Annotated in this window: 11 protein-coding genes; 6 read left to right on the top strand and 5 right to left on the bottom strand. The window is 40.5% G+C overall.

Annotated features, from left to right (window positions below):
* Positions 1–158 precede the first annotated feature (158 nt).
* Both BFP71_RS02255 and rseP read left to right on the top strand, forming a co-directional pair.
* Entirely contained in the window at positions 159–1,316 is a 1,158-nt protein-coding gene (locus BFP71_RS02255) for a 1-deoxy-D-xylulose-5-phosphate reductoisomerase (protein WP_069833828.1), read from the top strand.
* Complete coding sequence (gene rseP, locus BFP71_RS02250; protein ID WP_069833827.1) at positions 1,316–2,629, top strand: RIP metalloprotease RseP; 1,314 nt, start codon at positions 1,316–1,318, stop codon at positions 2,627–2,629. The genes BFP71_RS02255 and rseP overlap by 1 nt, the downstream gene beginning before the upstream one ends.
* A 51-nt stretch (positions 2,630–2,680) precedes the next feature.
* Here rseP and BFP71_RS02245 read toward each other — a convergent pair whose 3' ends face one another.
* Positions 2,681–4,663, bottom strand: a complete 1,983-nt coding sequence (locus BFP71_RS02245; RefSeq protein WP_088124842.1) for an OmpA family protein — start codon at positions 4,661–4,663, stop codon at positions 2,681–2,683.
* Between the two features lie 195 nt (positions 4,664–4,858).
* Between BFP71_RS02245 and lon the strand changes: the two genes are divergently transcribed.
* Genes lon through hslU form a run of 3 tightly spaced genes read left to right on the top strand, consistent with a single transcriptional unit; the run spans position 4,859 to position 9,744 of the window.
* Complete coding sequence (lon, locus tag BFP71_RS02240; RefSeq protein ID WP_245701821.1) at positions 4,859–7,294, top strand: endopeptidase La; 2,436 nt, start codon at positions 4,859–4,861, stop codon at positions 7,292–7,294.
* Between the two features lie 34 nt (positions 7,295–7,328).
* Positions 7,329–8,363, top strand: a complete 1,035-nt coding sequence (gene porQ, locus BFP71_RS02235) for a type IX secretion system protein PorQ (RefSeq protein ID WP_069833825.1) — start codon at positions 7,329–7,331, stop codon at positions 8,361–8,363.
* Positions 8,356–9,744 carry an ATP-dependent protease ATPase subunit HslU gene (gene hslU / locus BFP71_RS02230; RefSeq protein WP_069833824.1) on the top strand — a complete coding sequence of 463 codons (1,389 nt, stop codon included), beginning with the start codon at positions 8,356–8,358 and terminating at the stop codon, positions 9,742–9,744. The genes porQ and hslU overlap by 8 nt, the downstream gene beginning before the upstream one ends.
* 13 nt (positions 9,745–9,757) lie before the next feature.
* Here the strand turns inward: hslU and BFP71_RS02225 are convergent, their stop codons facing one another.
* Positions 9,758–10,258 carry a SixA phosphatase family protein gene (locus BFP71_RS02225; RefSeq protein WP_088124841.1) on the bottom strand — a complete coding sequence of 167 codons (501 nt, stop codon included), beginning with the start codon at positions 10,256–10,258 and terminating at the stop codon, positions 9,758–9,760.
* 76 nt (positions 10,259–10,334) lie between these two features.
* Between BFP71_RS02225 and BFP71_RS02220 the strand changes: the two genes are divergently transcribed.
* Positions 10,335–10,526: a cold-shock protein gene (locus tag BFP71_RS02220; protein WP_069833823.1), complete on the top strand. Its 192-nt coding sequence runs from the start codon at positions 10,335–10,337 to the stop codon at positions 10,524–10,526.
* 59 nt (positions 10,527–10,585) lie between these two features.
* Here the strand turns inward: BFP71_RS02220 and BFP71_RS02215 are convergent, their stop codons facing one another.
* The 3 genes from BFP71_RS02215 to BFP71_RS02205 all read right to left on the bottom strand — a co-directional run bounded on the left by BFP71_RS02215 (position 10,586) and on the right by BFP71_RS02205 (position 14,588).
* Complete coding sequence (locus BFP71_RS02215; protein ID WP_069833822.1) at positions 10,586–11,539, bottom strand: aldo/keto reductase; 954 nt, start codon at positions 11,537–11,539, stop codon at positions 10,586–10,588.
* Between the two features lie 61 nt (positions 11,540–11,600).
* The gene (locus BFP71_RS02210; RefSeq protein WP_069833821.1) at positions 11,601–14,258 is read right to left on the bottom strand and encodes an ABC transporter permease; all 2,658 of its coding nucleotides are present in this window, start codon (positions 14,256–14,258) and stop codon (positions 11,601–11,603) included.
* Entirely contained in the window at positions 14,259–14,588 is a 330-nt protein-coding gene (locus BFP71_RS02205) for a PadR family transcriptional regulator (protein WP_069833820.1), read from the bottom strand.
* Positions 14,589–14,628 lie beyond the last annotated feature (40 nt).

Genomic DNA, 14,628 nt, shown 5'->3' with positions numbered 1-14,628 from the left:
AAACCTCTAAAAGCATGTTAATTCAACAATCTGGGAATAAGGGTGTTTCTCAGGTAGATAAGATTTGGTGACCTTTCAAAAAGGCCTAAATTTGCAGCGCTGTACGCTGATTCGTTCTCAATGAATTAGCCAATTCCGTGATTATATAAAAAAGACCATTGTCAACAAAAAAGCACATCGCCATTCTTGGCTCAACAGGCTCTATTGGTACACAAGCGCTCGACGTCATTAGAGCGAATCCAGACAAGTTTATTGTGGAAGTGCTAACAGCGATGAACAATGCTGACTTATTGATTAAGCAGGCAATAGAGTTCAAGCCAAACGTGGTGGTAATTGTCAATGACAACTTGTATGATCAAGTCTTTGAGGCCCTGGATTCCTTAGACATTAAAGTATACTCTGGAGCAGAATCGCTTAATTCTGTTGTTCAAATTGAAGTCATTGATTTAGTCTTAACAGCCCTAGTTGGTTATGCGGGTCTTAAACCGACGATTTCGGCTATTGAGAGTGGTAAGAATATTGGGTTGGCAAATAAAGAGACACTGGTTGTGGCTGGTGAGTTAATTACATCTTTGGCGGAATCTAAAGCAGTAAATATTTACCCTGTCGACTCTGAGCATTCAGCAATTTTCCAATGCTTAGTTGGTGAGTTTCATAATCCGATCGAGAAAATAATCCTTACGGCTTCAGGAGGACCTTTTAGAGGTAAATCTTCGCAAGATTTAGTAGCCGTAAAGAAGGAGCAGGCCTTGAAGCACCCTAATTGGGATATGGGTGCCAAAATAACGATCGATTCAGCAAGTTTGATGAATAAAGGTCTGGAAGTGATAGAAGCAAAATGGCTTTTTAACCTCCGAATGGATCAAATTGAAGTTATCGTTCATCCTCAGTCAATAATTCATTCGATTGTTCAATTCGAAGATGGAAGTATGAAGGCTCAAATGGGGCTGCCGGATATGAAGTTGCCCATTCAATTTGCCATGACTTACCCAGAGCGGATTAAATCGGATTTTCCGAGATTCAATTTCCTTGACTATCCTGAACTGACTTTTGAGCAGCCAGATACTGAGACTTTTAGGAATCTGGGGCTCGCTTTTAAGGCGATGGAACAAGGCGGCAATATGCCTTGTATACTAAATGCGGCTAATGAAGTCGCGGTTAGCAAGTTTTTAAAAGATGAAATAGGCTTTCTAGAAATGTCTGACCTTATTGAAGATTCAATGGGCAAGGCATCTTTTATCAAAAAGCCAACGTATGAGGACTATGTCATGTCCGACAAACAAACTAGAGAAATAGCAAACGCATATAAAAATTAATGGAAACCGTTGTTCAAATAGCGCAGCTTTTGCTTGCGCTTTCAATTTTAGTGGGGATACATGAGGCCGGTCATATGTTGACAGCCAAAATGTTTGGGATGAAAGTAGAAAAGTTCTTCATTGGATTTCCACCGACTATTTTCTCATTCAAAAAAGGCGAGACAGAGTATGGCCTCGGTGCAATTCCATTAGGTGGTTTTGTGAAAATATCAGGAATGGTAGATGAGTCTATGGACAAAGAGGCCATGGCTAAACCACCACAACCTTGGGAATTTAGGTCTAAACCAGCTTGGCAGCGATTAATCGTGATGCTGGGTGGTATTTTTGTCAACGTTGTCGCAGGTGTGATCGCAATGATCATTCTAACTTATAACGTAGGAGATGAATTTACACCAAGTAAGTATACCAAGGAGATCGGTATTTTACCAGGTGAATATGGCCTAGAAGTAGGTTTCGAAAAAGGCGATAAGATTGTTAAAATCAACGGTGAGGATTATCGTAGAGTAGAAGATATCTACAGTGGAAAAACACTTCTTACTGATGGCGCCTATTGGACAGTCGATAGGAATGGGAGCGTGGTAGATATTCCGATACCTAATGGTTTTATAGAGACCTTGGAAAACCCCGATTTTCAACAAAGATTCTTTGACATAAGGAGAGAATTTGAGGTCACTCAGTTAGGAGAGGGGATGGAAAGTTTACCATTTCAGCCAAAGGATAGGATCGTTAAAATCGGTGATCAAGAAGTTAAATACTATGATCAGTACCAGTCGATTGTCGCAGCAAATGCGGGTGGAAGTGTACCGATGGTAATTAAAAGAGGTGATAGTGAGCTTGATGTCAATGTAGATGTTAGAAGTGATTCGACTGTAGGGATTGTGGTATCAGTTTATGGTATAGATGGTGACAGTGATGAATACAGCTTCGGCGAAGCGATTCCTGTTGGAACGGCCAAGGCTTTCAACATGGTAATATTAAATGCAAAAGCTATCGGTAAGATGTTTACTGGTGATATTTCTCCAAGAAGTATGAGTGGGCCTATCGGAATTGTTAATTACTTCCCTAAAACCTGGGATTGGAATGCCTTTTGGAGAACAACTGCAATGATCTCAATGATACTTGCTTTCATGAATTTATTGCCAATTCCTGCTTTAGACGGCGGCCATGTAGTCTTCCTTCTATTCGAAATGATATCGGGTAAAGCCCCTTCGGTTAAGTTCCTCGAAGCAGCTCAAGTCGTAGGTATGGTTATTCTATTGCTGCTGATGGTATTCGCTTTTGGAAATGATATTCTGAAGCTCTTTGGGATTTAGCGAAATAGTACAGAACTGATATTAAAAAAGGAGGTTTAAGGACTTCCTTTTTTAATTTCTACTCACGGGCGGCCTGTATATCTCGAATTCTACGCGTCTGTTTAGCTTTTTGTCCTCGTCAGTCTTTTCCTCCTTAATAATTGGTTTGTTGCTACCATGACCGATGGCAAAGATTCTTGATGGGTTAATGTTGCTATTGTTTAGAATGTATCGCTTAATGGAATCGGCTCGACGTTGCGAGAGAGTTAAGTTCATCACGGGGTTTCCGCTAGAATCTGTATGGCCCGAAATGTTAAGGTTGAAGGTTGGGTTATCAATTAAGAAATCTACCACCTTTTTTAAATCCTCTTCCATGCTTGGAAGGATGTCGGCTTTCGCATTTTCAAATTCAATGGTTGAAAACTCGATTTTACTCGCTATTCTTTCCACGATACCCTCATATTTGGTGTCTCCATCTAAAAAGAAGAGCTTCTCAAGTCTAAAAAAGTCATCTCCCTGAACGATCAATAAGTAGTTTCGTTGATTAATCAAATCAAATTCGAAGGTGCCGTCATCTCGAGCAAACTTTGGGGCTACTTCTATACCTTCATCTAAATCAATAATTGAAACGATGGCTTTTTGTGGCACTTTCCCCTTTAAAGCCTTAATCTGTCCTGAAAAACGTGTGGTTGCCAGTGGCTGACCGGCCATCGGTAGGGGGAAAGAATATAGGTCAAGGTTTTTCATACTTTCCTCTTCCGACCTTGAATAAAAAATAAAGTTAGCCGCTTGGTCAATACTGAAATAAAACTCAGTCCCTTTGCCATTCACTAAAGGACCAATATTGATCGGTTCAGACCACTTACCAGTTCTTCTATATGACTTGTAGATATCATAATCTCCAAAATTGAGTAAATGGCCATTACTACTGAAATATAGTACGTTATGCTCCCAATGGTAGAAAGGGCTCACTTCGTTATTTCTAGTGTTTATAGTTGGGCCAAGGTTTTGGGCAGTTGTCCATTTGCCTTTCTTGTCCAGGGTAGAAAAGTAAATATCGGCTAACCCAAACCCTCCACGTCTGTCGGATGAGAAGTAAAGCGTGTCTTCGGTAATATTTAAGGTAGGGTGAGAATCCCAGCCATCAGAGTTAACTTTTGGGCCTAAGTTTTTGGGTATTGTCCAAACAGTATCACCTTGGAATTTACTCATGTAAAGGTCACAATTACCGAGTCCCTCGGGAGAGCCACAGCGAGAAAATATAAGAGATTTACCACTTTTAGATAAGTATCCAGAGCCTTCGTTGAAGGTTGAATTAATGTTTTTAAATACTTCTGCTTTCCCCCATTGTTCGCCCTCTTTAAGTGTAAAGAAGATATCTTCATTTATGTCTTTCGTAATTCCTGTGTTGATTGAGTTTCTTTTAGAGGTGAAAAGGAGTACTGAATCGTTTCTGGAAACCATAGGAGCATAATCCTCATCGTTTGAGTTTACCATAGGCCCCATATTCGTGAGAACACTTCTTGGTGGTAGCAAAGTATCCACTTGGCGTCTGAAATCGACTAATTCATAGTAATACTCAAGAGGTACATAGTAATCCTTTTTGTTTTTATTGAGTGAATCATATCTGGCTAGAATAGCACCAATATCTAACCCACGCCGGTGGTGTTTCAATACTAAAGCGTATAAAGGCTTAGCGGCTTCTGGCGACTCAAAGACCTCTGTGAGCTTGGCAAGCCTCCATATATAGTACGTCTGAAGGGCGAAGTTTTGAGTGCCAAAGTTCGACACGAACTTTTTTAATTCTGGATATAGTTCCTCCCACTTCTCCTCTCTATCGAGCTTTTCGATCTTTTTCTGAAGCTTTTTATTCAGGTAGACTGGATCCTTATTTATGTTGGGGAAAGTCAATTCCGTAACGTCAATGCTCACAGAATCAGAATCTAGGAGAATCTTTTTTTGTCTCTTTTCCTTATTCCTTTTAAACAGTTGTCCTTGAACTGCTAAAGAGCAGTGAAAGATTAGTAGAATAAAAATTGCGCCCCGCCTGAGCATACTTATTACCAATTGAAACTGAGTGAAAGTCGTTCTTTAAAGAAAGGTACGCGTTTTTCGTAAAAATTAGTATGTGTTACATGACATCATTTCAGTTGGCATAACCCTTGCAATAGCAGCACAAATTAATTTTTCTGACCTTATGTGCCAGATTGGCACCTCACTATGAAGATTGACAAGAATACATTAGGAAGCATGTTGGCAGCGGAGTTAAACCAAGAAGATAGTGGGGAGTTTATTCAGATGATCGCCCCTGAAGAGGAAGATGGTACCAAAGTGTCTGACCTTCCAGAAGAATTACCAATTCTGGCAGTAAGAAATACCGTTTTGTTCCCTGGTGTTTTAATACCGATAACGGTTGGCCGACAGAAATCTATCAAAGTTGTAAAACAGGCACACAAAGGAGATAAGATTATCGGCGTATTGGCGCAAGAAAACCCGCTGATCGATGATCCGAAAACTAAGGATTTATTCCAGGTTGGTACAGTTGCTAAAATTGTAAAAATGTTGGTTTTACCTGATGGTAATACTACGATTATTGTACAGGGGAAGAGGCGATTTGAAGTAAGTGAGTTTACTAGTGAAACACCGTTCTTCAAGGCGAAGGTGAACTACTTGGAAGAGAACTTTCCTCAGCGTCAGAATAAAGAAGTAAAGGCGCTGGTACAGTCCATAAGAGATACGGCTAACCGTATCATGAAACTCAATCCAGAGATTCCAAAAGAGGCACAGGTAGCCCTTGATAACATCGAAAAACCTAGTTTTCTAGTGCATTTCTTGTCCTCCAACATTAATGCAGAACCTAAGGATAAGCAGGGTTTATTAGAAATAAATGATGGTATTGAGCGTGCCACCAAGTTGCTTCAATTCATGATGAAAGAGATCCAGATGCTGGAGCTTAAACATGAAATTCAAAACAAGGTACACTCGGACATCGACCAGCAGCAAAGAGACTACTTTTTGAGGCAACAAATGAAAGTGCTTCAAACGGAATTAGGTGACGGTGGTCCTGAGCAAGAAGTGGAGGCATTAAGAAGAAAGGCACAGGATAAAAATTGGCCAGATAAGGTAGCTGCTCATTTCAATAAGGAACTCGATAAAATTTTGCGCATGAATCAAATGGCAGCGGAGTATCCGATCGCCATGAATTATGCTGAATTAATGGTTGATTTACCATGGGGAGAGTATTCGGAAGATAACCTCGATCTGAAGCGCGCTAAAAAGATATTAGAAGACGATCATTATGGGCTTGAGAAGGTCAAAGATCGTATCCTGGAATATTTGGCCGTTCTAAAATTAAAGAATGACCTGAAAGGGCCTATCCTTTGTTTATACGGACCTCCGGGCGTTGGTAAAACCTCTTTAGGCCGATCAATAGCGAAGGCATTGGACAGACAATATGTCAGAATGTCACTTGGTGGTGTGCATGATGAAGCGGAGATCAGAGGCCATAGGAAAACCTACATTGGGGCAATGCCGGGTAAGGTGATCCAAAATATTAAAAAGTCTAACTCATCAAATCCGGTTTTTGTGCTGGATGAGATTGATAAGGTAAACGCGAACCTTCGCGGTGATCCTTCTTCGGCATTGTTAGAAGTTCTGGATCCTGAGCAAAATAGCGAATTCACTGATAATTACCTTGAGGTAGAATACGACCTGTCTAAAGTACTCTTTGTGGCCACGGCGAATTCATTGGATACCATCCAGCCTGCTTTGCGAGATAGAATGGAAATCATCGAGGTATCGGGTTATACAATTGAAGAGAAAATTGAGATTGCGAAGCGTCACTTGATCCCGAAACAGAAAAAGGAACATGGGCTAAAGGCACGTGATCTCACTTTTGATAAGAAATCGATCCAGTTTATCGTCGAAGGATATACGCGTGAGTCAGGTGTTAGAAGCCTGGAAAGAGTGATCGGTTCGGTGGTAAGAAAAGTGGCTAAGCACATCGCACTTGAAGAGGAATACCCTAAGAAACTGACCATTGAGTTTATTGAAAAAGCACTTGGTGGACAGCGTTTTGATAAGGAAATCTACAATGATAATAAGTCTGCTGGTGTGGTGACCGGTTTGGCGTGGACTGCGGTTGGAGGAGAAATCCTTTTCATAGAATCTAGTTTGAGTCGAGGCAAGGGAAAACTGACCTTATCTGGTCAATTAGGCGATGTAATGAAGGAATCAGCGATGGCGGCTATTTCTTACCTTAAGTCGAACGCCGATCACTATGGCATAGATTATCGTGTATTTGATAAGTATGATTTGCATATGCATGTTCCAGCGGGAGCGGTACCAAAAGACGGTCCATCAGCTGGAATCACGATGTTGACTGCTTTAACATCCCTTTTCACCCAGAGAAAGGTAAAAAGTAAATTAGCCATGACTGGTGAAATTACCCTGAAGGGAAATGTACTGCCGGTAGGAGGAATAAAAGAGAAAATTCTCGCTGCAAGGAGGGCTGGAATTAAGGAGATAATTCTGAGCGCTAGAAATGAAAAAGATATCAACGAGATAGACGCGCAGTATATCAAAGGGTTAACCTTCCATTTTGTTGAAAAGGCAAATGAGGTAATAGAAATTGCCCTCACATCTCAAAAGGTAGATAATCCCGTCAAATTTATAGTGGAGGAGTAAAAATCAGTGTATTTTCAATGCATAGGATGAGTTTATGAAGAAAGCCCGACTGCTGGTTATATTGTGTCTTTGTACGATCTGGCAATCGGCTAGTGCGCAGTTAGGAGGTAGTCGTGCCTTTGAATTCTTAAACCTTCCGAATAATGCGCGACAATCTGCATTAGGAGGCGTTAACATCACTTCGGGTTGGAACGACCTTGGCCAAATTATTTCTAATCCGGCATTATTAAATGCAGATATGGAAAACCAGTTGGTTATATCTAGGCTGAGTTATTTCGCTGATATTGCCAATACTTCACTGACCTATGCCACGGAAATTGGAGACTTGGGTACGTGGGCCATTCATTTAGATTTTTTGAATTATGGAGACATTCAAAGTTTCGATGAAGCAGGGTTTCTTAATGGCGAATTCAGTGTAAATGAGTACGCGTTTGCGATTAGCAATAGTCAAAAATTTGGACCATTCAGTGTTGGAGCTAGCGCTAAATTGGCCATTTCAGATTTGGCTTCGTTTAAGGCGTCAGCACTCCTGCTAGATCTTGGTGGAACCTTTAAGCATCCAGAAAAGGATTTGACGGTGGGTTTTACTGTAAAAAACATGGGATTTTTATTGTCAGACTATATTGAAGATAATGGCAGTCAATTGCCTACCGATATCCAATTGGGAGTATCGTTTAAACCAGAGTTTATGCCATTTCGATTTTCGGCAACAGCTCGGAATTTAGTCAGGGCAGACGCTGTTTTCTTCGATCCATCGAGTAATGCGCTTTTTGGTGAAAACGAGGAGCCTGGGTTTGGTGAAGAAATATTTAGACGATTGGTATTTGGAACAGAGTTGCTCTTCTCCCCGAATTTCCAACTGAGATTTGCGTACAACCATTTACTAAGACAAGAACTTAAGTTAGAAAACGTGAGTGGAGGAGCTGGATTCTCCTTTGGCTTTATGTTTAAAGTAAAAAGATTTGAATTTGCTTATAGCCGAGCTTTATATCATACGGCAGGCGGAAGTAATACCCTTCAGATGAATTTAAATCTGAGTGGATTGATTAAGAAAAAAACAGATGATTGATAATAGTTATTTAACCCCGAGACAGATTGTTGCGGAACTTGACAAATACATCATTGGTCAAGCAGATGCCAAAAAGAATGTAGCGATTGCCTTGAGAAACAGGTGGAGAAGGATGCATGTGCAGTCTGAGATGCAGAAGGAAATTGTACCAAACAACATTCTGATGATTGGTGCTACAGGTGTAGGTAAGACAGAGATTGCAAGACGATTGGCTAAGATTGCGGATGCACCATTTACAAAGGTGGAAGCTTCAAAGTTTACTGAAGTAGGTTACGTAGGTCGAGATGTGGAAAGCATGGTGCGCGATCTTGTGGAACAATCAGTAAATCTTGTCAAGCAATCGAAGAAAGAAGGGGTAAAAGAAAAAGCTGCTCAAGCGGTTGAAGATATAATTCTCGATGCCTTAATACCACCTGTAAGGACGGCGCCCAAGCCGATCGGTTTGCAGCAAGACGACAAAGAAGCGGCACAAATGAGTGATGCTGAATTGAATGAAAAAACCCGTGAGCGTTTCCGTGAGAAGATTAGGTCTGGGGAAATTGATGATCGAAAAGTCGAGATTTCAGTACAAGCCAACAACGGGGGTGGATTAGGCATGGTCGGTGGTGGCATGGATGAAATGTCCATGATTAACTTACAAGACATGTTAAGTAATGTCCTGCCTAAGAAGCAGAAAAAGAGAAAAGTCACGATTGCGGAGGCAAAAAGACTATTGATAGAAGAGGAGAGTGCTAAGCTCATCGATATGGATGAGGTGAAAGAAGAAGCCATCTGGAAAGCTGAGAATACAGGAATCATCTTTATCGATGAAATTGATAAGATTGCTTCAGGAAAGAAAGGTGGCAATGGAGCAGATGTAAGTCGTGAAGGGGTTCAGCGTGATCTACTTCCAATTGTAGAAGGAAGTGCTGTTAATACGAAGCATGGAATGATCAAAACGGATCACGTACTTTTTGTAGCGGCAGGTGCCTTTCATGTGGCAAAACCATCTGACTTGATACCGGAACTTCAAGGTAGATTTCCGATTCGTGTAGAACTAAATAGCCTAACAGAAGACGATTTCTATCAGATTTTAAAGGAGCCAAAAAATGCGTTAACAAAGCAGTATGAAGCCTTAATTGACTCTGAGGATGTTTCCCTTGAATTTACGGACGATTCGCTCCGCGCTTTAGCGAAGTTAGCCTTCAGAATCAACGAAGAGGTAGAAAATATTGGCGCGAGAAGGCTTCATACAGTGATGAGTAAGTTGCTAAATGATATTCTATTCGATATTCCAGAGGAAATACCGCCAAACGCGAAGGTGGTCATCACCAAAGAAATGGTTGGAGAAAGGTTAGATAACTTAGTTCAAGATAAAGACCTAAGCGAGTTTATCTTATAATCGTACCTGCTAGCTATAGCAAGCGAGATTTAGGAAAGTCGTAATAGACTTTTTTACCTGATGCATTCGAGATCTTTTTCCAAGAGCTCATTTCGAAAGAAATACCGTAGATGGCACATGTAGGTAGGTTATAGAGGCTAAAGTCCGAAAGCATTTCGATTAGTGAGGTAAGCGCAGGGTTGTGACCAAAAATCATAACTGTATTATGGTCATCTTGAACCTGGCTGAGCTCATCCCTGATTGTCCTTATGGAGGCATGGTAAAGATTTTCTTTTGCTAAAAACCGATCCTTTGGAACGCTCAATGCCTCTGAAAATGCCATTGCTGTAGTCAGTGCTCGATTAGCAGGAGAGGTCAAAATCAAGTCGATTTTGTAATCCATTTGAGAGAAACGATCGACCATATCAGGCAAGTCTCTTTTACCTCTTCCATTTAAAGGTCGCTCAAAATCAGTAAGATGCGGATGCTTCCAACTTGACTTTGCGTGTCTAACTATAAATACTGTTTTCAACATGGTGCTATTGAATATACCAAACAAAGTATTACTTTTGGCGCAATTAATATTTTATAATCTTTTAATACATATTTAAATGAGAACTGGTACCGTAAAATTCTTTAATGATGAGAAAGGCTTTGGCTTCATCGTTGACGACGAAAATGGAGACGAGGTATTTGTACACGTTTCTGGTACAATTGACGAAATCACAAAAGGTGATTCTGTTTCTTTCGAGATAGCTGAAGGTAGAAAAGGACCTAACGCTGTAGACGTCAAGAAAATATAATCACTTGATTTATAGATTTTTGATTACCAACCCCGACCTAGAGGTCGGGGTTTTTTATTTTAGGCATTCCAAAGTTCCTCAGCGGTATAAGACCCGCCATCTCTTTCCCAAAATTTACCATCCAGAAAACGATAACCTTTATCCAGATTGTTGATAGAAGCCATTTCTTCAGCACTCAAGTTGATATCTGCTGAAGCTAAATTTTGTTTTAGACGCGTAGGGTTAACAGATTTTGGTATCACAGCAGTACCTCTGCCTTCCGCCCATTTAATTAAAATTTGTGCTGGATGAACGTTGTGGTTATCAGCAATCTCTTTCAAAGTATCGATTTCGAAAAGATCTGGCTCTGCATCGCCTTTCATTCCAGGCGCTCTATCTCTTGAACCTAATGGAGAGTAAGCAGTATAAAGTATTCCATTGTTCGTGCAGAAATCTAGTAATTCATTTTGTGCTAATAATGGGTGGGATTCTACTTGATTCATTTCAGGAACAATCACTGCCGTTTCCATCAGTTTTTGAAGTTTAACTACATTGAAATTAGAAACCCCAATATGCTTCACTAACCCTTTTTCCACTAAAGCTTCCATGGCTTTCCAAGTATCCGCGATAGGATAGTCTTCGATAGGAGCAAAACCAGATGCATCTTCTGAAAATACTACGCCAGGTTGGTGGGCGATCGGCCAGTGAATCAAGTATAAATCTAGGTAGTCAAGTTGTAAAGCATCCAAAGATTCTCTTACCGCTTTTTCTACATCTTCCGCAGCGTGAAAAGAATTCCAGAGTTTAGAGGTTACAAATAAGTCTTCTCTACTAATATCACCATCGCCAAAAGCGGCTTGAAAAGCATCTCCGATTTCTTTCTCGTTCTGATATATCCAAGCGCAATCAATATGACGGTAGCCAACTTTTATGGCTTCTCTTACGGCTTGTCCTACTTCTCCTGGTTCCGATTTCCATGTTCCCAGTCCTATGGCATCTATTTTATCTCCGTTTCTAAAGGCAAGTCTGTTCATTCTATATAAGCTTTTTCAACGCTGTTAAGCTACTAAGAATATCAGGTGTATGCAACGCAGATCAGTCGCTTCGCAAAACCTTTGTAGGATTTATTAAGGCCATTTTCACCCCTTGGTAGCCGATCGTAATAAAGACAAGTAAAACGGTAATAAAACCTGCTAGCATAAAAGCGAAAAGACCAATTTGGATATGATAAGCAAAGTTGTTAAGCCAAGCGTCTAAAGCAAAATAGGCTATTGGTGCTCCGATAAAGAACGCCAAACAAATCAACAACATAAAGTCTTTGGCAAAGACCTTTATAATATTAGGTAAAGAGGCACCGAGTACCTTACGAATACTCATTTCTTTTAGCCGCTGATTGACCACATAAGTAGCCAAACCGAAGAGTCCAGTACATGACATAACAATGGCGATTAAGGTGAAAATGTCAAAAACTGAAGTCGATGCTTTGTCTGCTTCATACTGTCGCTCGAGGTTATCATTTAAGAAGGAGTATTTGAAGGGCTCTTCCGTCAACGACTCCCATTTGCTTTGAACTTGTGCGATGGTTTCTTCCAAATTTGTTTGATTTACCCTTAGAACCGTCACGCTCGGGACAAAATTCCCAACCCCATAAAACATCATTAACGGGCCGATTTCGGAATGAAGTGAATAATAATTATAGTCTTTGACGACGCCAATTATGGTGAACTCAAAAGTTGGTGTATTTGGATTATTATTACTCAAAAATTTCATGCCGATCGGGTTTTCCACCCCCATGGCTTTCACAGTCGCTTCATTGATAATTACCTTTAGCGAATCGTTATAGGTTCTGTCAAAGTTTCGCCCCATAACTATCTCAAATTCCATCGTTTCAAGGTATTCTTGATTAGCTGTAATGGTGTTGCCACGGATATCGTCCACATTTGGATCATCTACTCCAAAAACACCGCTTCCCATAAATTCACCAGGTATAAAAGTCGATCCGCCAACTCCGTGAACACTGCTCATTTGAGAAACTTCATTAGAAAAAGCATTATAGTTTTCCGCTAAATCATCGGTATAATGAATAACTAAAACGTTCTCTTTATTAAAGCCTAAATCCTTATTCGTCAAATAGCGCATTTGCTGGCTTACGATAATTGATCCGGATATCATGAAAATAGAAATCACAAACTGGACAATGATTAAACCATTTCTGAGCCAAATACCTTTGCTGCTGTGTTTGTAGCTCCCTTTTAGCACTTTGCTTGGTTGAAGTGCGGAAATGACCAAGGCTGGATAAAAGCCAGAAATAATACCAATGACGAAAATAAAGGCTAGAAGAATCACCATTATGATTGGCTGAAGTATAGTTGAAAAGCTGAGTGATGTGCCTAAGATTTGATTGAATTGAGGTATGGTGATATAGACCAAACCAATGGATAGGATTGAAGCTAGCAGACATATAAAGATTGATTCTGTCAAAAACTGAGAAATCAATGCCGACCTCTGAGAGCCCATAACCTTTCTTATCCCCACTTCTTTTGCCCTTTCGGTAGACCTTGCTATCGATAGGTTGACAAAATTGATACTTGAAATGGTTAGAATTATTAGCGCTACGATTGATATGATGTAAACGTAGGTGATATCACTATTGGGTTCTACTTCCACATCAAGTTGGGATTCTAAGTGAATTGACTCGATGGGCTGTAGAAAATAATTAAATGCATGCCCTTTGGCCTTCCAATCTGTACCAGCGCCTTGAGCGATGTTTGCGCCACCATAAGTATCTACAAGGTTTGAAAATTCAAGTTCGAAGGTCTTCGGATCTATGTCAGGCCTCAGTTTGAGATAAGTATATACCCATGGGTTTGTCCAACTACCAATCTCAGCAGCATTGATCAATGCACCCACCGATCTGATAGATCCCAATAAATCAAAGTGAATATGAGAGTTAGCAGGGTTGTCCTTTATTACTCCAGAAACGCGCCTTGTGCCAGGAGAAACAATCAGTTCTCTTCCAACCACATCCGTTGTTCCAAAGTACTTTATGGCAGTCGATTCTGTTAAAACCACATCCGTTGCACGATTTAGCGCGGTATTTGGATCGCCAGCGACAAATTCATAAGAGAATACCTTAAAAAAGAGGGAGTCACCATACAAATAACGAGTCTCCATAAAAGTTTTGTCATTGTCGGGAAAAGCTACGGGGACCTCATTGGCAAAAAACAATCTGTGTAGTCGAGTGACAGCTTCAACTTGCGGATAATTTTCATGGAGGGTAGGCGCCAACATGATAGATGAGGTGCCAAACATTTTCATTCTACCTGGGTAAACTCTTTCTAAGGCGGCTCTATAGATTCTATCACTATCCTTAAAAAATTTGTCATAGGAGGTTTCGTACTTCACATACACCGCTATGAGCATAACGCAGGCAATACCAATGGATAAACCTAGAATATTGATGGTCGCGTACACCTTATTTTTCTTCAAATTCCGATATGAAATTTTTATGTGATTCCCTGTCATCATAATTCGAGTATGTTGTTTTGTTCGTTTAAAAAGGTGTGGTCTGAGCAGTCTGATTACTTCTAACCAATAAATGAGTTGGGCTCTTTTTAGACCCTTACTCTCCAAAGAGTCTTGAAATTGTTCTTCTAAATCACCCGCCAACTCCTGCCACCACCGATCGTCTAAAAATCTAGCCAGTAAAGAGGTGGCCAGTTTTGGGGGCTTATATGTTGATCGAGAGCCCACCTAGAAAGAGGGCCTGTTTGTCACCAATTTACTCCACATAGCCTGTCGAGTTTCCTGTATGGTTTCTACACTTCGAAAACCTTTTGCAGTGAGGCTATAAAGCCTTTTACTTCGTCCACCTCGCTTTTCAGAAGAGCCACCCATTTCTGATTTGACAAGTCCCTTTTTATCCAGCCGATAAAGAATTGTGTGTATTGTGCCAATGGACCAGTTAAGATTCGCCTGAAGCTTGATCTCCTTTTGAATACCATAAGCATAAGCCTCTGGCTCTAGACTGCCAACGCTAAGCAAAACTATTTCTTCTTGAGTGCTAATGGTTTCTTGTGGCATAAATGATTTGTTTTCTAATCAAAGAACAAATAACATATTT

This window comes from Roseivirga misakiensis (assembly GCF_001747105.1).
GTDB lineage: Bacteria > Bacteroidota > Bacteroidia > Cytophagales > Cyclobacteriaceae > Roseivirga > Roseivirga misakiensis.
The sequence above is the reverse complement of the archived record's forward strand: the minus strand, read 5'-3'. Positions and strand labels throughout refer to the sequence as shown.

Bases quoted from the DNA above. Each gene is read 5' to 3' on its own strand.
- rseP (WP_069833827.1), top strand. From the start codon at position 1,316: ATGGAAACCGTTGTTCAAATAGCGCAGCTTTTGCTTGCGCTTTCAATT.
- BFP71_RS02245 (WP_088124842.1), bottom strand. From the start codon at position 4,663: ATGCTCAGGCGGGGCGCAATTTTTATTCTACTAATCTTTCACTGCTCT.
- lon (WP_245701821.1), top strand. From the start codon at position 4,859: ATGTTGGCAGCGGAGTTAAACCAAGAAGATAGTGGGGAGTTTATTCAG.
- porQ (WP_069833825.1), top strand. From the start codon at position 7,329: ATGAAGAAAGCCCGACTGCTGGTTATATTGTGTCTTTGTACGATCTGG.
- hslU (WP_069833824.1), top strand. From the start codon at position 8,356: ATGATTGATAATAGTTATTTAACCCCGAGACAGATTGTTGCGGAACTT.
- BFP71_RS02225 (WP_088124841.1), bottom strand. From the start codon at position 10,258: ATGTTGAAAACAGTATTTATAGTTAGACACGCAAAGTCAAGTTGGAAG.
- BFP71_RS02220 (WP_069833823.1), top strand. From the start codon at position 10,335: ATGAGAACTGGTACCGTAAAATTCTTTAATGATGAGAAAGGCTTTGGC.
- BFP71_RS02215 (WP_069833822.1), bottom strand. From the start codon at position 11,539: ATGAACAGACTTGCCTTTAGAAACGGAGATAAAATAGATGCCATAGGA.
- BFP71_RS02205 (WP_069833820.1), bottom strand. From the start codon at position 14,588: ATGCCACAAGAAACCATTAGCACTCAAGAAGAAATAGTTTTGCTTAGC.